Source organism: Halobacteriovorax sp. XZX-3 (genome assembly GCF_043196495.1).
Lineage (GTDB): Bacteria > Bdellovibrionota > Bacteriovoracia > Bacteriovoracales > Bacteriovoracaceae > Halobacteriovorax_A.
In genome coordinates, this window is the sequence record NZ_JBEBMO010000001.1 from 543951 (window position 1) to 566472 (window position 22522).

Here is a 22522-nt window from a genome sequence, read left to right on the forward strand (position 1 = left end):
ATCCTATGATTTTTAGTTACCTCACTTATCGTCCAAGTCGCTAAAAACATTAGGAATATTTATTGTGCCACAAAAACTTTACTATCATTATACACTAGATTTTATTTCCTAACAGTATAACTACCTAAAATTACGTTTATTTTTACAGAATTTCAATGAAATGTAAGAAATTAACCTAAAATTAAAGAAGTCAACGAAAACTGGCGATTAAGTAAGTAGAAAATTAAGGAAATAGGCCAATGAAGGTAATATATTTAATTGTATTCTTATTTATCACATCTTCCTGTGTTCCACAGGTTGCGCGTCCAGATGGATTCTTTGACGACGTCAATAATATCGATACTTGTGAAGATCTATTCTTTCTTTTGAACGAAGGAAATGTATGTGCAAGTTCATGTGGTGAAGGAGAAGTCGTTGCAGACGAAGCGCAATTAGAAGAAATTCTGGCCGATGAGACCCTTGATGACTTTACTCGTGAAAATATTGAGGCCTCTGCAGGTGTTTGTATTACAGCACCAGAAGTGATTGCTCGTCCAAGTGACTCTGTATTCATTGATGACGACTTTTGTATTTGTAAGAATCAAAAAGTTGCCTCGGTAACAAGTGGTGCTTCATGTGCAGCTACTTGCCAGGAAAAGACGGCCACAGTTGCTACCCTATACGGAACAGTGACAGTTGGGCCAAAAATCAAAGACGACTCTAAACTACAAAACCTCTTTGGTTTTTGTAACAACTCAATTGAAAATGGTGCTCAAAATCCACCTTCATGTAAATTAGTTGCAACAGATATTGATGGACGCCGTTACACGGCCGATCTTAAGACTTATCAAGGAACAAATATTTTTGAAGCAAATCTTGAGGCCACAACAGTAAACTTTGGTGAAGCTTATACTTTCCATATTGAAGAAACTGGAAGTGGTGTTGAGAATGCAAAAAGTGATTACGAGCAGTTCAAATTATTTGAGCCAGGTGATGATGACGAATACGAAGGTAATCTTAAGATAAAACTTATCTCACAATACACTTGTATGATTCGTGCGACGGCCACAAGCTCTAACTACGATCCAAGAGATCAGATCTACTTAGATACTGTTAGAAAACACTTCTACATGCCTGTTGACTACCCGACTCCATATCTTCCACCAGGTGTTTCAGATACAATCTTTTGTCACGACTATATTAAGACAGGGCAAAACGATGATGCTCCACAATTTCCACGTTTAGAGCTAGTGCCTGATCACTTTTCTCTGTGGGATATAAATGATGTGCGCTTTATTGCAGATGGTGAAAACCGCAAGGTTGATTTCCTAATTAAAGATCGCATGATTGAAATGGGCGCCAACGTTAGCGGGACTAAATCATACTTTGCACCTCTTGAGACATGTGTGGCACCAAATGTTAGCGTTGAAGACGGAGGCTTCCCTGAAGCCTGTTCAGGAGCTGAGTCAGGGCTAATTCAATCTGGGCTTGCTATGATTCCATTCTTTACTGACAATAGTGGACGCGCAATTTGTCCAGGATATACTGAATACAATTCAACAAATATTGAATTTAAGGCCCTTGGTGAAATTATTGGAACGCCAACAGAAGGCCTCTACTTTGCCAAAGGCCCTCGTGAAGTAATAGATCTTGGTGATGGTAATAAGCAAGAGATTAAGCCAGCTGACGTAATGTTTATTAGAGAAGGACAACTGAAAAAAATCTGGTTTCATTTAACTAATGATGGAATTCACTATAAGCCTACAAGTGATACTCAGTCGCAACCAACTTACTTCTACTGGCCAGCGGATGAAGATGCACCATACGTTCAAAAACGTGGGTACCAGAAGCTTTATCAGGTAATGCACTCAAGTGAGTTAGCAAGTAGTGGTTACACGACATCAATTCCTACGACGATCAAACCACTTGATCGTAAGATGGGCTGTATTCCAGTAACAAGTAGTAATTAGAAACTAGAGAACTCTTTTAATGAATACATCAACACTTGGATCTAAGTAATCTTTATAAATAAAGTAAAGAACACCTGCTTTGAATCCAGTCGAAAAAACAAAGAAGATGAGCGACTTTACATAGCGAAAGACAAAGAATTCATCTTTTTTGATAAAGGCCCTCTTAAGAAAGAAGCTTAGAATGAAAAGAAAGATCACAGCGCCTAAAGCAAGCTTTAGCACATCCTTATCCTGAGTTAACTCAAATAAGTAAAGCAGTGCCTTATCATCTTTTACAAGACCAACAGCAAAGTTTACAAACCTATCGCTATTAGTAAAAAATTGCATCATTTGGTTTTGAGAGGCACTGTCACGAATCATTTGTGCCACTTGTGCATCAGGAACATTCTTAAATTGTGCATTAATCATCTTAATTGCACGTCTCATCATTTCGGGATCGGCCTTTCCATTTTTAAGAGTAAGGCCTTGTGTTGGCATCGAGACAATATTAACCCCTTGCCCGCCATTTTTTTCAATTTCTTGATTAAGAGTCTCAATTGACTCTTGAAGATTTTCGACGTCTTGAGATGAAGATGTTTTATCACGACTATCGTAATCTTCATCTCCATACGCAAAAACCCCATGTGTACTAAGAAGTACACACAGGGCAATTAAGTATTTAATAAAACTAAACTTTGAATTAAGCGTTTGCATCTGCAGTTTTCGCCTGCTCCCCTCTAAATTTATCAAATAGAAGTACAACTGGTGCTGCAACGAAGTTAGATGAGTAAGTACCAACAACAACACCAAGAGTGATTGCCATAAAGAAATCACGAATTGCAAGACCACCTACAAAGAACATCGTTGCCGATACGAAAAGTGTCGTACCAGAAGTAAGGATTGTTCTTGATAGTGTTTCGTTAATTGCATTATTGATGTGTTCTTTAATATCACGTCCAACAAACTTCTGCTCATGCTCACGTACACGGTCATAAACGATAACTGTATCGTTCACCGAGTAACCGATAACCGCAAGGATTGCAGCAACTGTCTGAAGAGTAAACTCTGTTCCAGTTAGAGCAAATACACCTAGAATGATAGTTACGTCGTGGAAAAGAGCAACAATTGCACCTGGTGAGTATTTGAAGTCAAAGCGTAGACCAACGTAGATCATGATTGCAAGAAGTGCCCAAAGCATTGCTAGGAAACCAGATTTTCTAAGTTCAGCACCGGCCTTTGGACCAACGATATCAACTTTTCTGATTTCAACACCATCTTTTTCGTACTTAGTTGTTAGAGTTTGAGAAACTTTTTCAGTAACTTCATTAAGGTTACCTTCGTTTGCACTAACTTTAAGTAGATATTCATTCATTTGAGGCTCACCAATCGTTTGGATTGTAACCCCGTTGAAACCAGCGGCTTTCATTTCACGACGAAGCTCGTCTAGGTTTTCAGTTTTTTGGAACTTAACTTGGATCTCAGCACCACCACGGAAGTCTACCCCGTATTTCATTTTAGTACCGATTAAAACAAGAGAACCAATAACTAGAAGTGCAGAAATAACCCCTGCAACTCCGAATTTATTAACAAAATTGAATTTTGTATTACTTTTTATAATTTCAAACATCTTAAACTCCAATCCTTAAATGCTTAAGTCCTGACCTTCAACTTTATTCATATAGAATTCAAAGAAAAGCTTTGAAACAAAGTAAGAAGTGTAAACAGTTGCAAAAATACCAATTAATAATGTAACAGCGAAACCTCTAATTGGACCTGTACCAAAGTTTAGTAGACAGATACCAGCAAGAGCTGTCGTGATGTTTGCATCAATAATTGTCCAGAAAGCAGAGTTAAATCCGTTTTCAACAGCTTTATAGAAACCAACGTTATTTCGAATTTCTTCTCGAATACGCTCGTAAATAATGATATTGGCGTCAATGGCCATACCAACAGTAAGAGCGATCCCTGCAATACCTGGAAGAGTCAGAGTTGCCCCAAGACCAACAAGCATAGCTAGAATAATAAGAACGTTTAGCGCAAGTGTTGTAACAGCGAAAACACCAGAGATTCTGTAGTAAACAAGAATGAAACCAAATACTAAAACACAACCAATGATTGCAGCAAATCTTGCTTTATCAATTGAGTCAGCACCAAGTGATGGACCAACAGTTCTTTGCTCAAGGAAGTCAAGCTGAACAGGAAGAGCACCAGCACGAAGAACAAGAGCTAAGTCTTTTGCTTCTTTAAGTTGCTCATTGTAACTCTTACCACCAAGAGAGATCGTTGCACGGCCACCAGCAATTTTACCATTGATACGTGGAGCAGAATAAACGTTACCATCTAGAGTAATCGCCATTAAACGTCCAACGTTTTCACCAGTAACATCTGCAAAGATTTTTGCACCACGAGACTTAAAGTTAAGTCCTACTTCTGGGTTGTTGTTATTTTGTGGGTTAAATTGAACTCTCGCATCTTCAAGGTCTTCACCTGTAAGACGAGCAACAGATTCGATTAAGTATGGAACAAGCTGAAGGATATCACCTTTAGCGTTTGTAACTCTTTCAAATGCTAGAACGTGACCTTTTGGAAGATCAGAAGCAACAATTTCGTTAACTTTTGAAACGTAGTCAGAGAACCTGTCACCTTTCTTATAATCAACACCTTGCTCTTTAGCTTTTGATACCCAACCTTGAATTGTAATAGGAGCAACTTCAGAGTTTACCATTTTAAATTCAAGCTTAGCTGTTTTACCGATTAGCTCTTTTGCTCTTTCGATATCTTTAACACCTGGAAGCTGAACAACGATACGGTCTTTACCTTGAGAGATAATCTCTGGCTCAGTAACACCGAATTCATCAATACGGTTACGAATAACTTCGATTGATCTTTTTACTGATTGATCTTCGATATCAGTCTTAACTTTTTTCGTTAAGGCAACAGAGATTGAATTTCCAGTATCCTTAGTTACTCTTAGGAATCCATTGTATTGCTCATGAATAATATCCTTTAGTGTCTCAACATCAGTAGCTGATCCTAGGATAATCTCTTGGCGTGGATCCAGTTCATCAGATGAATCTAGGTCACCAATCTCAAAACCGTTACCAGTTTTGTCTTTGAAGCTAAATTCTAAACGGCGCGCGTATCCTTTAACCTCGTCTTTGTAGACCTTTTTGAAGTCAATTCCTAAGATCATGTATAGACCACCTTGAAGGTCTAGTCCTAAGTTGATCTTAGACTTAACTGGAAAATTGTCCGTTTCTTTAAAATTGAATGCAGTAGGTACAATCGAAATACCTGAAATGATCGCTACGATAAGTAGAAATACGAAGCGATACCACCAGCCTCTTCTCATTAGATTCTCCTAATCCTTGGGTTTCTTTTGGTTTTCTCGAATAATTGAGTTAAATAAACTACAAAAATTATATGAGATTAACTACTTAAAAACAATATTAAGAGAATATTAATTTCAAAAACTTACGATTGCTTTGATTTTTCCGACTCAATTACTTGGTCTTTTTCTTCTTCAGAATTATTAGAATTCTTAATTTCGGCATCACCTTGCGCTGCAACGCTAGCTTCTGGTGACTCTGTGATTTGTGATGCCACAGATTCCTCTTTGTGAGAATTGGTCTCTGCAGCATCGTTGACGTGATCCATTAAATCATCTTTGGCCTTTTGAAATTCGCGTAGTCCCTTACCTAAACCTTTTGCAAGTTCAGGAAGTTTTTTAGGCCCGATAAAAATCAGGGCAAAAACTAAAATAATAAGTAACTCACCAGCTCCAAAGCCACCAAACATAATTACGCCTCTTTTTTATTAGAAAGGATACTTTCTTCAAGTCCACCAAGTTGTGAACGTAGGATTTTAATACGTGTACCTTCAGCAACTTCAAGGTCCACAACTTTTTCAGTCATCCCTACGATTGTACCAAAGATTCCTGATTTTGTGTAAACACGATTACCTTTTTCAAGTGTATCAAGCATTTTCTTTTCTTCTTCCATTTGTTTCTTTTGTGGTCTGAAAACAAGGAAATAAAAAATAGCAACAACAGCAATAATTGGAACAAAGTTCATCGCTGAGTTAGCTGGAGCAGCAGCTGCGCCACCTTGAGCATAAGCATTTGATATAAAAAGTTGTAACATTTGTTTCTCCTAACTTTTATTTTTTCTTTATTGGCCTGAAGCCCATTTTCGTGAAGTGTATCTGTTATAAAATTCTTTATAATAATCGTCAAACCTATCCGCTAGAATTGCTTCTCGTGCATCTTGAGTCATCTTAATCATGAAATAAAGATTGTGATAAGTGATCAGGTTACCAGAAAGAAACTCTCCAGTTGTGTATAGGTGTCTAATGTATGAACGTGAATACGTTTTACAAACTTTGCAATCACAACTTGGATCTGGCGGAAGTGTATCCTCTCTAAAACGAAGATTCTTAATATTAAGAGGTCCATCGTGTGTTAGAAATTGTCCGTTACGTGCATTCCTTGTTGGAAGAACACAGTCAAACATATCAATACCGGCGCGAATCCCATTAAGAATATCAAGAGGCTTTCCAACACCCATTAAGTATCTTGGTTTTTGATCAGGCATAGTGTGAACAAATCCATTTAGGAAATCAACCATCTCTTCGTTCTTTTCACCAACCGAAAGTCCACCTAGAGCAAGACCAGGAAAGTCCATTTCTTCAAGGCGCTGCATACACTCAGTACGAAGATCATGATGTAGGCCACCTTGAACAATACCAAAAAGTTTTTGGTAGTCGCGAAGCTTATAATCAATACAACGCTTGGCCCATCTAAGAGTTAACTCCATACTCTCGCGAAGAGTTTCTTTCGTTGCAGGAAGTTTAGGGCACTCATCAAATGCCATGACGATATCTGAGCCAAGGCCCTTTTGAATCTCCATACTTTTTTCTGGAGAGATTAGATGTTTTGACCCATCAATATGTGAAGAAAAAGTTACTCCTTCTTCTGTGATCTTATTAATGTCTGAAAGGGAAAATACTTGAAACCCACCTGAGTCTGTAAGAATTGGACGATCCCAATTCATAAAACCATGAAGGCCGCCACCTACTTTTTCAATTAGCTCATGCCCAGGTCTTAGGTATAAGTGATAAGTGTTACCAAGAATGATTTGAGCATTCATCTCGTAAAGATCTTCTTGCCACATACACTTAACAGATGCACGAGTTCCAACAGGCATAAAAATTGGTGTTTTAATCTCACCGTGCTCTGTTGTTATTGTTGTTGCGCGGGCCTTACCGCTATAACCTTCAACTTTAATCATATTCACTTACCTTAAAATTAACATCGCATCACCATATGAAAAGAAACGATATCCCTCTTTAACTGCAATATTATAAATCTCTAATGTTTTCTCTCGGCCAATTAGCGCACTCACAAGCATAAGTAGCGTTGATTTAGGAAGGTGAAAGTTAGTTACCAAACCATCAATACTCTTCACATCAACTCCAGGGTGTAAAAAGATTGAAGTATCCTTCATCTCTCCCGGAGTATAATTATCGACTCCATTTTGCCAAATTGTCTCAAGAGTTCTTAAACTCGTCGTCCCAACGGCAATGCGCTTATTAGCATTTTTTATTTTTTCAAAATTAACTTTATCAACAAAGTAATTTTCAGAGTGCATTTTGTGATCTTCTAAATTATCAACTTTAACTGGAGCAAAAGTACCAAGACCAACATGTAAAGTAACTTTGGCAATGTCATGGCCTTGACTTTTAATCTGCTCTAACAGCTCATCAGAAAAATGCAGTCCGGCCGTTGGAGCAGCAACACTTCCTAATTCATTGGCAAAGACCGTTTGATAATCTTTCTTATCTTGTTCGTCTGACTCTCCCCCACGAATATAAGGAGGAATTGGAACAAGTGCATTTGCATTTAAGTAGTCAATAAGATCATTGCCAACAATTGAAGGAGCGATCAAGAACTCACCTTCAATATTATCGACAATTGAAATCGTCAGACCGTTAGCGAAAATATACTTGTCATCGGCCTTCTTCTTGCCACGCGCTTTCACAAGTGCACGGTAGTGGCCATTATCATCGGCCTCAACAGTTAGAAAGAAAACTTCAGCGTTACCACCACTTTCCTTGTGACCTTTTAGACGACAAGGGAAAACCTTACTTTGATTTAAAACCAAAGTTGTTTCTTTCGGTAGAAAGTTAATTAATTCATTGAACTTATGATGAGAAATTGTATCTGTTTTACAATTGTAAACTAATAATCTTGAGTGATGACGTCCCTCAATTGGGCGCTCAGCAATCTGTTCTTTAGGCAGATCGTAGTCGTAAGATGACAGCTGCAAATCGTCTCTATTTACTTTATTTACTTGATTCATAGGTCCCGATAGTAGCGTGAAATTAGGTAATCGTCATCATGTAAGTTTTTCAAATCACAACTTTCTTATATTCAAATGTAAAGAAAACTGCAAAAACTTACAAAAAGCAAAAGAGAGGGAAATTTGAAGTTAAATCTTACGCAAATCGCATTATTTTCAGCGCTACTTTCAACAAATTCGATGGCCATTAATAAAGTTATTTATGGAAACGATAACAGAGTTGATGTTCACGAATCAAATAAAGAATTCCTAGTTGATAGTGTTGCAGCAATGGTTCCAAGCTATGCTTTTTTGAAAGATGAAAAAGGAAAGGTTGCAGATACAAAACTTCTTAGATTTCCTACATTAAAATACCATAGAGGTTACCCTACTTGTGGTGACATGAGATTTAGAGATCAGCCTACGATTGCAAGTTGTAGTGGATTCTTAATAGGAAAGAATCTTCTTATGACGGCCGGACACTGTATGATCTCAGGTGGAACAGAAGTTTCTGACCAAGTAACATCAAAGTGTAGAGATAATAAATGGGTATTCAATTATAACTCAACATCAGTAAATAAAGATGGGCAATTAGAAATTAAAAAGAATGACGTTTATGGTTGTAAGCGCGTTGTAGCGGCATCTTACACAGGTACACTAGATTATGCAGTTGTTGAACTTGAACGAGAAGCGACAGATAAGAAGCCACTAACTCTAAACATGTCAACGAATGCAACAGCAAAAGGTACAGATATTTATGTGGCCGGCTACCCTACGGGACTCCCTCTTAAAGTTGCAGACGGAGCCAAGGTTATCTCAAACCCAATTTACAGCAAAGAGATCATCACAGACCTCGATACATTTGCAGGTAACTCAGGATCTCCTGTTTTAAATAAGAAAGATGAGGTTATTGGTATATTAGTAGCTGGTGAAATCGATTATGCCTTTGATTTTGACAAAGGTTGCTATAAAGTAAACGTATGTAAGAAGCAAGGTGGAAAGTGTGAACGTCAATCATCTCCACTTGGAGGCAGTGGCGAAACTGTTACAAAAGTTGTCTCTGCTTACACTGATTACAAATTAAAAGAAGCTTTAGGGCCTTATATCTTTGAAGAAGGCGCTAAGAGCGAAGAAGAAGTGGAAGAAGTCATTGAAGAATACGAAGAAGAATACGAATAATATTAAAGCTAGAATTACTAAAGAAGAAATCAACTCTTTCGAGATGATTGATTACACGGGCCAGATTCATTTAATTGATAATGAACAAAAGGCCCAAGATATTTCTAAAAGATTTCAAGAATTAAATCAAAAATACAATTGCACGGGCCTTGATACTGAATCAAGGCCTTCTTTTAAAAAGACCGACAATTTTCGCATAAGTCTTATTCAAGTTTCATTTGAAGATGAATGCTTCCTTTTTCGTTTAAATAAGATTCAATGCCCTGACTATCTAGTCGAATATTTAGAAGACGAGAATCTAATTAAAACAGGGGTTGCGGTTAAAGACGATTGTCGTGATCTTAAGAAGCAATACCATATCAACGCAAAAGGCGTTGTCGATGTTCAAGACCTTGCAAAAGCGCAAGGCTATATTACTCTTGGTCTACAGTCCTTAACGGGAATTCTCTTAGAGAAGAAAATCTCTAAGAAGGCAAAGCTAACAAATTGGGAAAATAACAAATTAACAGATGCCCAAATTCGCTACGCTGCAACTGATGCTTGGATTTCATTAAAGCTCTATCAGGCCCTTGATAAGAAAGACTAAAATAAATAAGAATTTCTATTCACAGTCTTTCATTAAAGATTCATCTTCTTTGGTAATGATAGACTGTATGAAACTTCTAAGGATATTGATTATATCACTATTATTCTCTGGTGCTTATGCACAAGAAGACTCAGACAATCAAAGCGGCCCATACCGTATGGATAGCTTTGGAACAACAAACCCTTATGAAGAAGCGGCCAATCAAGATGAACGAAAAATTCGAAGGCCATCATCTGAAGAGATCTATAAATATAAGTACGAACTAGAGCAAAATCCCAAATGGCAGGACATCGAAGAACATTGTGGAGACCGTTGCATCTATCCGGACTCTCGTGGTAAGTAATTTCAACAACTTAAACTAGGTAAATTATTTCCTAAATTAATTAAAGATCATTCATTCTATAATTTATTTAGAATGAAACTTGTTAAGTCCGCAATAATATTAACATCTCTTGGCCTCATCCTAACTTCTTGCTCAGGTGGAGCAGAAGGTGCAGATGGTATCCAGGCAGCTCCTGTTGGTCAGGCGGCTCCCAGCACAATTTCAACGGCCCAGGCCGTGATTACGGGCGCCTTACCGCAAAATGCTCCAGCAGTCTCATGGACTAATCCAGCAAGTTTCGATCATATCGACTACACTCTAGGAACAACATCGGCTGGCTCCGAGCATATGGCCTGGACAAATATTGGCACAGTAACAAATTACACGCACACAGGTCTTGTTGGACTAACAGAGTGCCAAGCTTACTACCCTTCGGTGCGTGCAGTAAGTGCAACAGCACAAACCTCGACGACTCTAGCAAGCACTAGCTTCTATTGGGACAACACGGCACCAAGTGCTGTTGGTACACCAGACGTTTCAGCAGATGACGCCACGGCCGCATCGTCTACGACAACAACTTGGGTAGCAGCAACAGATAACTGCCAAATCGATCATTATGAAATTGCAATCGGAACCAATCCGGGCTTCACAAATATTCAGAGCTGGATCAACATCGGCAATGTTACAAGTTATAAGCTAGTTAGTGGTGTTGATGGCGCTAGCTTCTCACTTAATGAAGCAACTAATTACTATATCTCATTAAGGGCTGTTGATGGTGCAGGTCTAAGTATCACACAAAACTCAGTGGCCTTTCAGGTTTTCAATCCAGCAACATCCCTCCCTAATATGGTTGCAAGACTAGATGCTAGCGACTTAAGCTCCATCCTAGACAACACGGGAAAAATTGCGAGCAATGGTGCATTCAATGGAGTTGTCGAAGATTGGCTTGATATTTCCGGTAGTGCCAATACACATAATTTTTATCAAAATGGAGGCGCTCCAACTTTTGATGGCGTCGATAATCATGTTGTTTTTAATGGAACTAATCAGTATCTAACTGTTGCAAACCATGCAGAGCTAAATACGGCCACGACTAATCAAAGAAATATCACAGCGTCTATTGAGACCTCTGCCGATATCACAAGTCTGCAAATTATCTACGAGGAAGGCGGGGCCAGTCGTGGAATGAATATCTATATTCAAGGCGGAAATCTGTACTGTGGATTCTGGAATATAAACGATGACGGAGACGGTAGCCAGCCATTCATTTCTGTCAGCGCGCCGATAGCAATAAATACCATTTATCATATTACTTGGGTTTTTGATTACACGAATTATACGGGAGCGGCCGGGCCTGATGGTGATCTCACTTGTTATATAAATGGAAGCTCAATCGGCTCTACAACTTCAACTTCACTCCTATATGCTCACTCGGGGGCAATCTCTTTAGGTTCATACCTTAGTGATAGCTACACCCATACAGGATCTCTTAGTGGAAATGGTGGCTATTTTAACGGTGATGTTATGGAATTTATGCTCTTTAATGATCCACCTGATGCAGCAACAGTGAACACAATTCATACATATCTTGAAGATAAGTGGAACTAGGCTAGCTCAAATCATAATCATCTGATATAAATTCCTCATGAATTTAAGTGTTTTTGATATCTACTCAATCGGAATTGGGCCTAGTAGCTCGCATACAGTAGGGCCTATGAGGGCCGCTAAAGAATTTATGGATAAACTCGTTTCAATGGGTTTATTTGATGAGACGCAAGTCGTTTCGACAGCACTCTATGGATCTCTTGCCTTAACAGGTAAAGGACATGGCACAGACAAGGCCGTCATTCTAGGACTTAGTGGTTACACTCCTGAAGATATCTGCCCAGATCAAATTGATCGCATCTTAAATCTAGCTCACGACCAAGAAAAGCTTACTTTCTTTGAAGGTAGAGATAACGCAAAAGTGATCTCTTATATTCCACGTGAACATATCTTATTCCATCGCAAACAAACTCTCGACTTCCACTCGAATGGAATGTGCTTCCAGGCCATCGATAAAGATGGACGTGAGTTATATAAGAAAGTCTACTTCTCAATTGGTGGTGGCTTCATCGTAGCTGAAGGCGAAAATAACGAAGGCGATATTTTCTCTCAACACACAAGCAAGGTTAAATACCCATTCACATGTGGAGATGAACTTCTAGCAATCGCTAATGAAAATGATATTTCAATTTGTGATTTAATTAAGACAAACGAAACATCATGGCGAAGTGAAGAAGAGATTAATAAAGGCCTTTTAGAAATTTGGCAGGCAATGGATAATTGCATAAGTAGGGGCCTTAAAGCAGAAGGACAACTTCCAGGTGGCCTTAAAGTAAATAAACGAGCAAAGAAGTTATACGAAGCTCTTTCGAAAAAAGACTGTGAGAAGAACCTTGATCCCCTAACGATTATGGATTGGGTAAATCTCTTTGCTATTTCTGTTAACGAAGAAAATGCTTCTGGTGGAAAAGTTGTGACAGCACCAACAAATGGAGCGGCCGGAATTATTCCAGCAGTTATTAAATACTATCTTAAATTTGTTAAGGACGCTTCAATTGATAAAGTTGTGGACTTCCTTTTAGTCGCCGGTTGTGTCGGGATTCTCTATAAAAAGAATGCTTCGATTTCAGGTGCAGAAGTTGGTTGTCAGGGCGAAGTTGGTGTTGCTTGCTCAATGGCGGCAGCAGGGCTTGCACAAGTACTTGGTGGAACAAACGAACAAATCGAAAACGCCGCAGAAATTGCAATGGAACATAACCTAGGACTAACTTGCGATCCAATCGGTGGCCTTGTGCAAATTCCATGTATTGAGCGAAATGCGATGGGTGCAGTAAAAGCAATTAATGCGGCCAGAATGGCCATGCGTGGGGACGGAAGTCATTTTGTGAGTCTTGATAAAGTTATCAAAACCATGAAAGAAACTGGTGCTGATATGCAAACGAAGTATAAAGAAACAAGCCGTGGAGGCCTTGCTGTTAACGTCACTGAGTGTTAATTCAGCTAGTTAGACAGGTTACTTCTTTCACACGTCAAGATAAACACTTTCATTTTAGTGACCCTCATCATACAAAGACCTACTTTTATATAGAAAATTAGGGAGAGAGTCATGAAAAAATTCTTAATTCCTCTTATGCTACTTACACTGTTTACAGGTTGTAAGGAAGTTAAAGAGGCCATCAAAATGCCAGAAAAAATGGATAAGCTTGGTGAGACGACTGACGGTATGAGTGATACAACATCACAACTATACTCACAGCTTCGTTCGGCACAGTCTTCAGTTGAAAGACGTGATGCTTTCGCACTTATCTTAAATGACAATATTGAAATGGGTCAAAAGCTTACAAATGCTGCAAAATTCTTTATGGCATTTGAATATAACCTTTATACAGGAATTAAGCCTTACGATAATTTAGAAATTCGTGACATGCTTTTCTATGATGCAGTAGAAGAGTTTTACAAGAATATGGCCTCTGTTTATGAAACAGATATTAAAGGCGAATTCAACGTTAAAAAAGCAATGAAGAAAGGTAAGATGACTCCTATCCATACAGGAAAGTGGTCACTTAAAAAACGTAACTACGAGCAGTCATTCTATGCTGTAGCTGCGGCCCTTCACAAGGTTCACCACCGTCAAACTTTCAATGCAAAAAATAATGGTTTTGCTGAAATGTCGATGTACACACTTATGAAAGATGCACTTATTAAAGACTCTCAAGGTGCAACACTAAGTAAGTCAGAAGAATATATCGTAGCAGGTCACAACCGTGAAATTTCAATCGCGCTTTTAAAAGCACGTATTGATATCATTCTTGCTCTTGCAATCAATGATTCTATGGATGCTGACGAAGCATCTTTTTGGCCAGGACTTCTTCACGTTATCTCAGGTGGAAAACTTGGTAAGTTAGAACTTCCTTCAACTTTTGAAACTTCAAATGCAGCAACGATGCACGAAGCGAATAAGAAGATCGAAGAAGCACTTAAGTGTTATGACTTCCTTCTATCAATTGGTGTTAAGCACGAGATCGATAAGAAAGTTAAAAATATCTTCGATAACGTTGAACTTCCAGAGCTAGATAATATCCAAGCTCAAAATGATAATATTCAAGAGTACAGAGAATATATTCAACAAATTCAAAAAATTGATTAATTCTAATAAAAGAGAAGGCCTCGTTTGAGGCCTTTTTTATTTTTTAAGATATGCTCTACTTAATATATCTTTCATCACTTTCTTACACTCAGGCTCACTTGACTCTCCTAAGGTATTAAAAAGCTCACTCTTATCCTTATCATTTTTTATTAAGTCTGAATCTAGAATAGATGCAATAGACCTTCCCTTACAATCCTTTGCGGCCATTAAAAGATTATGACTAAGAGTGTGATCTTCAATTTTATACTCATTATTCTTTAAGAGATAAGTTAGAAACTTCTGGCTATTCATAACCACCATAAAGTTTAATAAACTTCCTGGGTGACATTTTTTGTCTTCATTTAATTTACAGATATAACTATCATATTCAGAAATCTTACTAGGAAGAAGATGAAGGATAATATCCTTTCGATCAAACCTTGTCGCAAAATCAAAAACGACCTTTTCATTCAGCCATGCGTACTGCTTATCATCAGGCATTCCACTATCGTAATATTTAATAAACTTACTCGAATCTTTATCTCTTAAAAGTGTTATGAATTTTGCTTCTTTAATAAATCCAAATCCAGAATAAACGATATATGAATTATAATTTATGTGATTAAAGCTTGAGATAAAATAGAAAAGTAAAACAGTACCTATCCCAAGACTTGATGAGAGCTTTAAGTTAAGGATCAGCTGCTTCTTTAAACTTGTTTGTAATAAGCGAAACTTCTTATGCTCGTTATATGGCCTATCATCTTTATAAACTCTTACAAATGTATGAATGATAAAAAAGCTTAGAAATAGTGGTAAAATCCAAACTGCACTATCTTCAGAAATAAAAACACCTAGGAGAAGCATTGAAGTACCAATAAATATAATATTTAGAAATAAAAAAGGAATATTAGTTAAAGAAATAAGAGGATTTCTAAAAAGTCGATTAAATTGATGACGCTCTTGAAAGGCAAAAGTTCTTACAATAAATGAATTAGCAAAAAATATAAATAATAGGATAGTAGATAATATAACCTTTTCATCCTTCATATCGTTTTGAGAAGAATTTAATAAAAGGTAATTGGCCATATAAAGACCTGCTATGATGCTATAAAAATAAGAGAAGATAAATCCAAAAGCTTGAAGCAACATTTTGTGAAACAGACTAATTGGTAGAGTTAAATTGTATAGACTCCCAGTCAACTTATGCGGCGACCTAATGGTCTGAGAACGACTCTTATTTAAAACAATCGAAATAAAAATAACTGAAAATGCAGCAATTGGTAGAATATTTAGTTCAAATTTTAAATAAACAATCCAAGATGAAAATAGACAAAGAAGAAAGAATAGAGTTTTAAGAAAAAAGACATTCTTATTCTCTTTGATATTATTAATAACAAGATTTCCAAGAACACTATGCTGCTTCATAATCGACAATCCCATGAGACCTAATTGTAAGAACTCTATTACTGTTTAATGTCGTATCTTCAGGTATATTTGTTGCCATCACAACACTTCGCCCAGATGCACACTCTTTTGATAAAAGCTCCCCTAACATCTTACGTGCCTTTCGATCAAGAACGGCAGTAATCTCATCAATTAGGATAAGAGGTGTTCCAGATGCGATGGCCGCAATGATTTGAACACGAACCTTCATTCCAGTAGAAAGCTCATGAATGCACTTATCTCGATCTAACTCAAAATCAGCTAATAGTCTTTTTTCTTTATCGATATCATAATCAGGATAAAGAATTCGATAATTATCTAAGATGAAACCAACACGAGAGTTTTCATCAAAATCAAAATCATGTGAGTTAAAGAACATTTTCTTGAAGATCTTTGAACGATTGTGTGTTGGGGCCATATTAAAAACATTCACATGACCATTTAGTGGATTGTAGGCACCTAGAACAAGATTGATAAATGTACTTTTACCGGAACCATTCTTTCCCAGTAAAATAACAAACTCACCGGCACCAACTTTTAAGGAAACATTCTTAAAGATAACTTCGCCATCAGGGAAAGTATAATCTAAGTTCTTAATCTCAACTAATGGACTATTTAAATAAGCGTCCATATGCCCTCCATTCAATTATAAATAATAATTGTACTGGTGGTTCAAGTAGATACAAAAATCAACTAATTAGCGTGGTATGACTTCCTCAAATTATAGGCAGCCTATTTCTTAAAGTGGTCAAGAAAACCCTGTGGGGCCTTGGCAAGCTTGCGCTCTTCATAGTCAAAGAAGACTAGGCCATTTTTAGCATAAGCGATAAGACGATCACCGCATGTGAATTTATAAAGAAGGTCAAAGCCGTACTCACTAATATCTTCGACAAACATTTCAACCTCTAAAACGTCCCCATGGAAAGCCTCTCCACGGTACATATAAGCAGCATCAGCTTGAATGAGTGACTTACCAAAGCAATTTAGTTCATCATGACCAAGGGATTTAAGAAAGCGCAGACGCCCTTCATGACAAAGTGTTGCCACAGCATCATTTCCCATATGATTTCCATAATTGACGAAGTTAATTGTTAGCTCAATTTTAGTTTTAAAATCAGCTTCTCTTTGAGGTGTCGATAATTTTATACGTGCCATGGATAAATTTTAACTAATTAAACTTACTCACACAAGATATAAGAATTCACTATTGGGCCGAAGAAATATTATATCCTTCTTTCTTAGAGAGAAATTTTGCCAAAAGCTCATGCCTATTATTAACGACCATTGCCTTAATAAGCACTTGGTCATTAAGCCAACGGAAGTCTCTATCCAGAGGCATTCCTTTATCATAATAAGCTAAAAAATCATTTGGACGATGCTTGATAAAAACAAAAGCATAGACAGGTTTTGCCATATGAAAATACGAAAGGAGCTGCTGTGTATTCATTGATGAATAACGAAAGTACCTGAGCATAGAAAGACAGAAGAAGGAAATAATGAGTGAAAGACAGCAGATCATAAAGCTTCTTTCAAACCACTTTTTTAGTGCTTTAGTAGGAAAAAGAAAATCACCAAAGAGCTCTCGCGAATCGCCAGTAAATCGAAGCTGATATACTAATAGTGAAACAACAAGCACAATGCTTACATTTGGTGAGTAAGGAATATAATCAAGTAAGACGATAGTAATTAGAAGCGCAAGACTAATAAAAAAGAAAAGAGAAATTAACGTAACCAACATAAGCAGGCCCTCGAAAGAAACCAACTCTCCTAATGCTAAGTGACGTCTGTAGAAACCCAATTGAGCTTTCATAAAATCCTCTCTAATAAGAGTTTATCGCTACTCAACAAATGTTCTAAATACACCTATTTATCGTGCTTTTGAATCCTTATAAGTCAAAATTATGGCCATTAAAGTGGCCATCTCGATAGAGCTTATTTGAGAAAGATTAGATAATTCAGGAATCTACGAACCTTTAATTTCAGTGAAGATTTTTGCTTTTGCATAATTTAGAAGTTCTTCATTCTCAAGGATATGATTCGACCAAGCATGAAATCCATGTGAGAACTCCTTGAAAGTTACATCAACTCCTTCTCTCAATAACTTCTCATAAAACATTAAACTGTCATCGTAGAGAACATCATACTTAGCGGCATAGATAATTGTTTTAGGAAGGGCCTCAAGCTCATCACTATAAAGAGGAAAAATCGCAGGGTCTTTCATATGCACTTCACGATTTGAGATTGCATAATCCAATAGCTTTAAAAGCATAGATTTAGATAAACCACTTTCTTCGCCACTCTCATATCGATTTGCCGACGTCGTTTCAAAATCACTTTGATAATGACCTGTTAAGAGATGTAAATCAGAGATTTTAAATGCTTTACTACCTAAATGATTGTTTGCCAATGTAACTAATGTCGCAAGATTTGCACCAGCAGAAGTACCAGTTAACGTAAAACTCTTTATACCTTTAAGATGAAGATCATTTAAAAGAGCGAGGCACCAATTTGTGATTTCAGGAATACTTGATTCTGGAGATAAAGGGTAATCAGGACAAACGATATAGGAAGAGTGTTCGTGGAAATCGAAAAGGGCCTGACAAAATTGAGCACTAGTATACTCATGGCCAGTAACATAGCCTCCTGAGTGTAGATGAATAATACAATGAGCTTTAGGCTCGCCCCAAACTAAGCAAGTATGGTCATTGAGCTTTTGAATAGAGCAATTGACAAGATTCTTATACTCGCCTTCAATAAGATCCATGGCCCGACGAAGCTCATCCAGCGTAATGCGAGAGAAGCGTTTAATTCCCACATCAAAGAATGATTGCATTGATGAGAGTCGTTTTTGATGAATGAATTCAGCTATTGATTTGGACAAGGTCTAACCCATTACATTTACAAGGAAAAGTATTTATTAAATAAAGTATATAAATAAAATTCCGATAGTTAAAATTAGTAAAACTATGATCAGCATTTTAATCAAAGAAAGGTAACAAGGCCAATGAAAGCAATATCCTTACTCATTTTGTTCTCTATATTAATGGCCGTAAAAGTAAGTGCCTACGACACCTTAGCTATAGAGGGACAGTCGCCTAATAAGACTCAGACACAGGATTTGAAGGCAAAAATCTTTGAAATTGATGATGACGGAATGGGCCCAATAATCCCAAAAGAATATGAACGCAGTCGCTATCCAGCAAGCATTCCAAGCGATGATGAAAATGGTCATACTCATGATAGTGATGGAAAATATAAGCGTCCATTCAAGTAAAAAAAATATCAAACAATCTCCACAATAATTACATAAAAAAACCAAAGTACAGTTTCATAATCAACCAAAGAGCTTAGAAAAGCCTAAACACAAACAAGAGGTATGATATGAAATTGATTCCTATGACTTTAATCGTTCTACTGCTTAGCACGTCTACATTTGCAGCGAGAGATAAGGGCGAGAGAAAGTCAAAAAAGACAGAAAGTCATCAAATGAGTAAAGAAATGAAAAAGGATAAGAAATCCAAAATGAAGCATCGTATGGAGCGTACACCTGCCTCAAGCGATGCAAAAGCAGATGCTTCTCTAAACAACATGCACTACTTAATCTACGAGTAAGAGCAAGGTTAAAAGAGAGGCAAAAAGAGTTATAAGATGAAGACACTCACATACATTATAATCACACTTGCAATTCTTGCTTTCGGCTTTGAAGTTTATGGAGAGCGCTATACTGCCATTGTTGATGAAAATGATCCTTCAGTTCAGCGATTGATTCACGGAGAGGAGCAAAATGCAACTCAGGACCGAAAACAATCTCGTGAAGAGAAGAAACAGAGAAATCCAGCGTCTGAGCAAGAAATACAAGAAATGAATGATGATGATTACAGAGGAAATGAATACATGGAGCGCCATGCCAGACCTCCTCTATATGATCGTCAATATAAATAAGATATTGAAATCTTTTCAATATCTTATTTTTTACAATTAGATTGTGCACAATATAGTTTTGTGATACATATTACTTATCAAATAAATCAAAGGAGATTGAAATGAGTATTTATGATTACAAAGCTATTGATATTAGAGGTAATGAAAGATCACTATCTGAATTTAAGGGAAAAAGCTTATTGATCGTAAATACAGCAAGTAAGTGTGGCTTTACTCCTCAGTATGAAGGACTTCAAAAGCTATACGATAAGTATCAAGGAAAACTGGAGATCTTGGCCTTCCCATGTAATCAATTTGGCAAACAAGAGCCAGGAAACTCAGAGGATATTCAATCATTTTGTGACTTAACTTTCAAAACTTCATTTCCGCTTTTTGAAAAAATTGATGTTAATGGAGATAACACACACCCACTATATCAATATCTTAAAGATGAATTACCAGGACTACTTGGTAGCAAGAAAATAAAATGGAATTTCACAAAATTCTTAGTAGATAGTGAAGGCCATCCTGTTAAGAGATATGCACCAATTGATAAACCAGAAAGTTTAGAAAAAGATATCGAAAAGAGCTTTAAATAATGAATGATGAAGTTCTATTAATCGACAATCAGATTTGTTTCAGCCTCTATCGACTAAGTAAACTCATTACTAGTCAGTATAGGCCATATCTTGATGAGATCAATCTTACATATCCACAGTACCTTGTCATGCTTGCCTTATGGGAAACTGACAAAGTGAATATGTCTCAGCTTGGAGAAAAGCTTTCTCTTGATAACGGGACTCTAACTCCCCTGATTAAGCGCCTCATTGAAAAGGGCCTAGTTGAGAAAAAGAGATGTATTGAAGATGAAAGGATTGTCTATATCACAACAACGACAAGTGGAAAGAAACTAAAGAAAAAAGCAAAATCAATTCCGCAAAAGCTTCTTTGTTCAAATAATGTTGATCTAAAAGAAATACAGAAGCTAAAGGCTGAAGCAGATAAAATATATAACCAGTGGAGTACACATGAAAAATGAAGAAATTATAAAAGCACTTAATTGGCGTTATGCCACAAAAGTTTTTGATAAAACAAAAAAAATTTCAGATGAGGACTTACACGTTTTAAATGAATCTTTAAGACTTGCGGCCAGTTCATTTGGACTACAACCTTGGAAGTTCATTTTAGTAAATGATGAGGCTACACGCCAAAAGCTTAGAGAGCACTCTTGGGGCCAATCTCAAGTAACTGATGCCTCTCACTACGTTGTTCTTGCTTACCTTACAGAGCTAGATGAAGAATATGTTGAAAAGTTTGTGCAATCAATTGCTGAGCAAAGAAATGTAGAACGTGAAAGTCTACAAGGATATTTTGATGTTATGAAGGCGGCATTAATTGATGGGCCACGTTCAAAAACGATTCCAGAGTGGTCACAACGCCAAACATATATTGCTATGGGACAGCTTCTAATGACAGCGGCCATTCAAGGTATTGATACATGTGCAATCGAAGGGATCGTTCCAGAAGAATACGATAAGATCTTAGGGCTTGAAGGGACAAAGTATAAAACTCTTGGAACAGTAGCGCTTGGTTATAGATCAGATGAAGACAAGTACAAGGATCTTGAAAAAGTACGTTTCTCTTTTGATGAAGTATTCAAAGTAATCTAATTAATAAAAATCAGCATCATTTGAGCTATACGGGTGGATTCTCTTATAGTTTTCACCCTGCTCAATATGCGCCTTAATATTTTCAAGATTCCATTTAAAAGTATTCGTTACACTTCGCTTAGTGATGAAGTGAAAGATTTGTTCCCATAAAAAGAACTCAAATTTTGACGGAGCACTTGCAAGTTCATGGCGACGAATATAGCCAGAGCGAAAAGTTAATGACGTCTTATTGTCACCAAGCTTCTTGTAAAATTGTTCAACAAGAAACTCTCCCTTCTCGTTGTAATTCATAAAATCCATAAATTCGTTGAAGTTATAGGCCCTGATCTGCTTGTAGTATTCGTTTTCACTTTTTGAAACCATTGTTGTCGTTTCGTCCCAAAAAGTCCCCTGCTCACTCTCTCTTCGATAACAGCGTCGAGTGAAACCAATATCACTTTGCTTTAACTTCTCATTCCACGGACACTGCGAATTTGGGCAAGAGACAATCTTATAGAAGTAAGTCGACCACTGACGTGCGTGTTCATTTTTTGAGTTATAGTCCCACACAGCTTCAATTGGAGCGTTAATCTCAACTGTATACTCAGCGTAATCAATAGGCCTCGTATACTCTTTAGCATTCAGGGTAAATGATAGTGCAAAGAGCACAAATATTAGAATAATCCTCACTGAACTAGTTTACTGGACGATGCCACAGCGGGTCAATATCGAGCAAGATTTTTCATTGCCAATCAAATTCTAAGTGATTAATATATCTAAAGAATTCAAGTGATTTCAATGTGCCTAGGTGGTGAAATTGGTAAACACGCACGGTTGAGGGCCGTGTGCTTTCGAGCTTGCTGGTTCAAGTCCAGTTCTAGGCACCATTCATTCAAACTCCCATACATTTTTCGAAGTATATTACTGCTTAATTAAAAGCAAGCGTAGCTTGATGGTTTTGGAGGCGTCAATTGCCACGATGGCA

26 protein-coding genes and 1 tRNA gene are annotated in these 22522 nt (G+C 37.3%); 14 read left to right on the forward strand and 13 right to left on the reverse strand.

The window, feature by feature from the left end:
• The first annotated feature begins 239 nt into the window (after positions 1 to 239).
• The gene (locus ABMA70_RS02500) at positions 240 to 1949 is read left to right on the forward strand and encodes a hypothetical protein (RefSeq protein WP_103217401.1); all 1710 of its coding nucleotides are present in this window, start codon (positions 240 to 242) and stop codon (positions 1947 to 1949) included.
• Between the two features lie 3 nt (positions 1950 to 1952).
• Here ABMA70_RS02500 and ABMA70_RS02505 read toward each other — a convergent pair whose 3' ends face one another.
• From ABMA70_RS02505 to queA, 7 genes are all read right to left on the reverse strand, one after another.
• The gene (locus ABMA70_RS02505; RefSeq protein WP_103217402.1) at positions 1953 to 2642 is read right to left on the reverse strand and encodes a hypothetical protein; all 690 of its coding nucleotides are present in this window, start codon (positions 2640 to 2642) and stop codon (positions 1953 to 1955) included.
• On the reverse strand, positions 2629 to 3555 hold the full coding sequence (secF, locus tag ABMA70_RS02510) for a protein translocase subunit SecF (RefSeq protein ID WP_103217403.1): 927 nt from the start codon (positions 3553 to 3555) through the stop codon (positions 2629 to 2631). The genes ABMA70_RS02505 and secF overlap by 14 nt, the downstream gene beginning before the upstream one ends.
• Before the next feature lie 15 nt (positions 3556 to 3570).
• On the reverse strand, positions 3571 to 5280 hold the full coding sequence (gene secD, locus ABMA70_RS02515; protein WP_103217404.1) for a protein translocase subunit SecD: 1710 nt from the start codon (positions 5278 to 5280) through the stop codon (positions 3571 to 3573).
• A 122-nt stretch (positions 5281 to 5402) separates the two neighbouring features.
• Entirely contained in the window at positions 5403 to 5726 is a 324-nt protein-coding gene (locus ABMA70_RS02520) for a twin-arginine translocase TatA/TatE family subunit (protein ID WP_103217405.1), read from the reverse strand.
• 2 nt (positions 5727 to 5728) lie between these two features.
• Positions 5729 to 6070, reverse strand: coding sequence for a preprotein translocase subunit YajC (yajC, locus tag ABMA70_RS02525; protein ID WP_103217406.1), 342 nt, complete (start codon positions 6068 to 6070; stop codon positions 5729 to 5731).
• 27 nt (positions 6071 to 6097) lie between these two features.
• Positions 6098 to 7216: a tRNA guanosine(34) transglycosylase Tgt gene (gene tgt, locus ABMA70_RS02530; protein WP_103217407.1), complete on the reverse strand. Its 1119-nt coding sequence runs from the start codon at positions 7214 to 7216 to the stop codon at positions 6098 to 6100.
• Positions 7217 to 7222: 6 nt separating this feature from the next.
• Complete coding sequence (gene queA, locus ABMA70_RS02535; protein WP_392991726.1) at positions 7223 to 8287, reverse strand: tRNA preQ1(34) S-adenosylmethionine ribosyltransferase-isomerase QueA; 1065 nt, start codon at positions 8285 to 8287, stop codon at positions 7223 to 7225.
• Between the two features lie 123 nt (positions 8288 to 8410).
• Here queA and ABMA70_RS02540 point away from each other — a divergent pair, with 123 nt between their 5' ends.
• From ABMA70_RS02540 to ABMA70_RS02565, 6 genes are all read left to right on the forward strand, one after another.
• Positions 8411 to 9445 (forward strand): serine protease, encoded by a 1035-nt coding sequence (locus ABMA70_RS02540; protein ID WP_103217408.1) that lies wholly within the window; start codon positions 8411 to 8413, stop codon positions 9443 to 9445.
• A complete protein-coding gene (locus tag ABMA70_RS02545) occupies positions 9417 to 10031 on the forward strand; it encodes a 3'-5' exonuclease (protein WP_392991724.1) in 615 nt (204 codons plus the stop codon). The genes ABMA70_RS02540 and ABMA70_RS02545 overlap by 29 nt, the downstream gene beginning before the upstream one ends.
• Positions 10032 to 10116: 85 nt before the next feature.
• Positions 10117 to 10374: a hypothetical protein gene (locus ABMA70_RS02550; protein WP_392991722.1), complete on the forward strand. Its 258-nt coding sequence runs from the start codon at positions 10117 to 10119 to the stop codon at positions 10372 to 10374.
• Positions 10375 to 10446: 72 nt separating this feature from the next.
• Positions 10447 to 11961, forward strand: coding sequence for a hypothetical protein (locus ABMA70_RS02555; RefSeq protein ID WP_392991720.1), 1515 nt, complete (start codon positions 10447 to 10449; stop codon positions 11959 to 11961).
• A 37-nt stretch (positions 11962 to 11998) separates the two neighbouring features.
• A complete protein-coding gene (locus ABMA70_RS02560; protein WP_392991718.1) occupies positions 11999 to 13393 on the forward strand; it encodes an L-serine ammonia-lyase in 1395 nt (464 codons plus the stop codon).
• Positions 13394 to 13504: 111 nt separating this feature from the next.
• Positions 13505 to 14545 carry a hypothetical protein gene (locus ABMA70_RS02565; RefSeq protein WP_103217413.1) on the forward strand — a complete coding sequence of 347 codons (1041 nt, stop codon included), beginning with the start codon at positions 13505 to 13507 and terminating at the stop codon, positions 14543 to 14545.
• Positions 14546 to 14581: 36 nt separating this feature from the next.
• Here ABMA70_RS02565 and ABMA70_RS02570 read toward each other — a convergent pair whose 3' ends face one another.
• From ABMA70_RS02570 to ABMA70_RS02590, 5 genes are all read right to left on the reverse strand, one after another.
• On the reverse strand, positions 14582 to 15949 hold the full coding sequence (locus ABMA70_RS02570; protein WP_392991716.1) for a hypothetical protein: 1368 nt from the start codon (positions 15947 to 15949) through the stop codon (positions 14582 to 14584).
• Positions 15936 to 16598: an ATP-binding cassette domain-containing protein gene (locus ABMA70_RS02575; RefSeq protein ID WP_392991714.1), complete on the reverse strand. Its 663-nt coding sequence runs from the start codon at positions 16596 to 16598 to the stop codon at positions 15936 to 15938. The genes ABMA70_RS02570 and ABMA70_RS02575 overlap by 14 nt, the downstream gene beginning before the upstream one ends.
• Before the next feature lie 101 nt (positions 16599 to 16699).
• Complete coding sequence (locus tag ABMA70_RS02580) at positions 16700 to 17122, reverse strand: thioesterase family protein (protein ID WP_392991712.1); 423 nt, start codon at positions 17120 to 17122, stop codon at positions 16700 to 16702.
• Between the two features lie 49 nt (positions 17123 to 17171).
• Positions 17172 to 17777: a hypothetical protein gene (locus ABMA70_RS02585; protein ID WP_103217415.1), complete on the reverse strand. Its 606-nt coding sequence runs from the start codon at positions 17775 to 17777 to the stop codon at positions 17172 to 17174.
• Positions 17778 to 17930: 153 nt separating this feature from the next.
• Positions 17931 to 18848, reverse strand: coding sequence for an alpha/beta hydrolase fold domain-containing protein (locus tag ABMA70_RS02590; protein WP_392991710.1), 918 nt, complete (start codon positions 18846 to 18848; stop codon positions 17931 to 17933).
• A 123-nt stretch (positions 18849 to 18971) separates the two neighbouring features.
• Between ABMA70_RS02590 and ABMA70_RS02595 the strand changes: the two genes are divergently transcribed.
• From ABMA70_RS02595 to ABMA70_RS02620, 6 genes are all read left to right on the forward strand, one after another.
• The gene (locus ABMA70_RS02595; RefSeq protein WP_392991708.1) at positions 18972 to 19241 is read left to right on the forward strand and encodes a hypothetical protein; all 270 of its coding nucleotides are present in this window, start codon (positions 18972 to 18974) and stop codon (positions 19239 to 19241) included.
• A gap of 107 nt (positions 19242 to 19348) precedes the next feature.
• Complete coding sequence (locus tag ABMA70_RS02600; protein WP_103217418.1) at positions 19349 to 19579, forward strand: hypothetical protein; 231 nt, start codon at positions 19349 to 19351, stop codon at positions 19577 to 19579.
• A gap of 36 nt (positions 19580 to 19615) precedes the next feature.
• Positions 19616 to 19909 (forward strand): hypothetical protein, encoded by a 294-nt coding sequence (locus ABMA70_RS02605; RefSeq protein WP_103217419.1) that lies wholly within the window; start codon positions 19616 to 19618, stop codon positions 19907 to 19909.
• A gap of 101 nt (positions 19910 to 20010) precedes the next feature.
• Complete coding sequence (locus tag ABMA70_RS02610; protein ID WP_103217420.1) at positions 20011 to 20487, forward strand: glutathione peroxidase; 477 nt, start codon at positions 20011 to 20013, stop codon at positions 20485 to 20487.
• Positions 20487 to 20927, forward strand: a complete 441-nt coding sequence (locus ABMA70_RS02615) for a MarR family winged helix-turn-helix transcriptional regulator (RefSeq protein ID WP_199177524.1) — start codon at positions 20487 to 20489, stop codon at positions 20925 to 20927. Before ABMA70_RS02610 ends, ABMA70_RS02615 begins: the two co-directional genes overlap by 1 nt.
• Complete coding sequence (locus ABMA70_RS02620; RefSeq protein ID WP_392991706.1) at positions 20917 to 21558, forward strand: NAD(P)H-dependent oxidoreductase; 642 nt, start codon at positions 20917 to 20919, stop codon at positions 21556 to 21558. Before ABMA70_RS02615 ends, ABMA70_RS02620 begins: the two co-directional genes overlap by 11 nt.
• Here the strand turns inward: ABMA70_RS02620 and ABMA70_RS02625 are convergent, their stop codons facing one another.
• Complete coding sequence (locus ABMA70_RS02625; protein WP_146037815.1) at positions 21559 to 22227, reverse strand: hypothetical protein; 669 nt, start codon at positions 22225 to 22227, stop codon at positions 21559 to 21561. It abuts the gene before it with no gap.
• A gap of 112 nt (positions 22228 to 22339) precedes the next feature.
• Between ABMA70_RS02625 and ABMA70_RS02630 the strand changes: the two genes are divergently transcribed.
• Positions 22340 to 22424 (forward strand) — tRNA-Leu (locus tag ABMA70_RS02630).
• Positions 22425 to 22522: the final 98 nt, after the last annotated feature.

Coding starts and splice junctions, on each gene's coding strand:
- ABMA70_RS02500 (WP_103217401.1), top strand. CDS start 240: ATGAAGGTAATATATTTAATTGTATTCTTATTTATCACATCTTCCTGT.
- ABMA70_RS02505 (WP_103217402.1), bottom strand. CDS start 2,642: ATGCAAACGCTTAATTCAAAGTTTAGTTTTATTAAATACTTAATTGCC.
- secF (WP_103217403.1), bottom strand. CDS start 3,555: ATGTTTGAAATTATAAAAAGTAATACAAAATTCAATTTTGTTAATAAA.
- secD (WP_103217404.1), bottom strand. CDS start 5,280: ATGAGAAGAGGCTGGTGGTATCGCTTCGTATTTCTACTTATCGTAGCG.
- ABMA70_RS02520 (WP_103217405.1), bottom strand. CDS start 5,726: ATGTTTGGTGGCTTTGGAGCTGGTGAGTTACTTATTATTTTAGTTTTT.
- yajC (WP_103217406.1), bottom strand. CDS start 6,070: ATGTTACAACTTTTTATATCAAATGCTTATGCTCAAGGTGGCGCAGCT.
- tgt (WP_103217407.1), bottom strand. CDS start 7,216: ATGATTAAAGTTGAAGGTTATAGCGGTAAGGCCCGCGCAACAACAATA.
- queA (WP_392991726.1), bottom strand. CDS start 8,287: ATGAATCAAGTAAATAAAGTAAATAGAGACGATTTGCAGCTGTCATCT.
- ABMA70_RS02555 (WP_392991720.1), top strand. CDS start 10,447: ATGAAACTTGTTAAGTCCGCAATAATATTAACATCTCTTGGCCTCATC.
- ABMA70_RS02560 (WP_392991718.1), top strand. CDS start 11,999: ATGAATTTAAGTGTTTTTGATATCTACTCAATCGGAATTGGGCCTAGT.
- ABMA70_RS02565 (WP_103217413.1), top strand. CDS start 13,505: ATGAAAAAATTCTTAATTCCTCTTATGCTACTTACACTGTTTACAGGT.
- ABMA70_RS02570 (WP_392991716.1), bottom strand. CDS start 15,949: ATGAAGCAGCATAGTGTTCTTGGAAATCTTGTTATTAATAATATCAAA.
- ABMA70_RS02575 (WP_392991714.1), bottom strand. CDS start 16,598: ATGGACGCTTATTTAAATAGTCCATTAGTTGAGATTAAGAACTTAGAT.
- ABMA70_RS02580 (WP_392991712.1), bottom strand. CDS start 17,122: ATGGCACGTATAAAATTATCGACACCTCAAAGAGAAGCTGATTTTAAA.
- ABMA70_RS02585 (WP_103217415.1), bottom strand. CDS start 17,777: ATGAAAGCTCAATTGGGTTTCTACAGACGTCACTTAGCATTAGGAGAG.
- ABMA70_RS02595 (WP_392991708.1), top strand. CDS start 18,972: ATGAAAGCAATATCCTTACTCATTTTGTTCTCTATATTAATGGCCGTA.
- ABMA70_RS02600 (WP_103217418.1), top strand. CDS start 19,349: ATGAAATTGATTCCTATGACTTTAATCGTTCTACTGCTTAGCACGTCT.
- ABMA70_RS02605 (WP_103217419.1), top strand. CDS start 19,616: ATGAAGACACTCACATACATTATAATCACACTTGCAATTCTTGCTTTC.
- ABMA70_RS02610 (WP_103217420.1), top strand. CDS start 20,011: ATGAGTATTTATGATTACAAAGCTATTGATATTAGAGGTAATGAAAGA.
- ABMA70_RS02615 (WP_199177524.1), top strand. CDS start 20,487: ATGAATGATGAAGTTCTATTAATCGACAATCAGATTTGTTTCAGCCTC.
- ABMA70_RS02620 (WP_392991706.1), top strand. CDS start 20,917: ATGAAAAATGAAGAAATTATAAAAGCACTTAATTGGCGTTATGCCACA.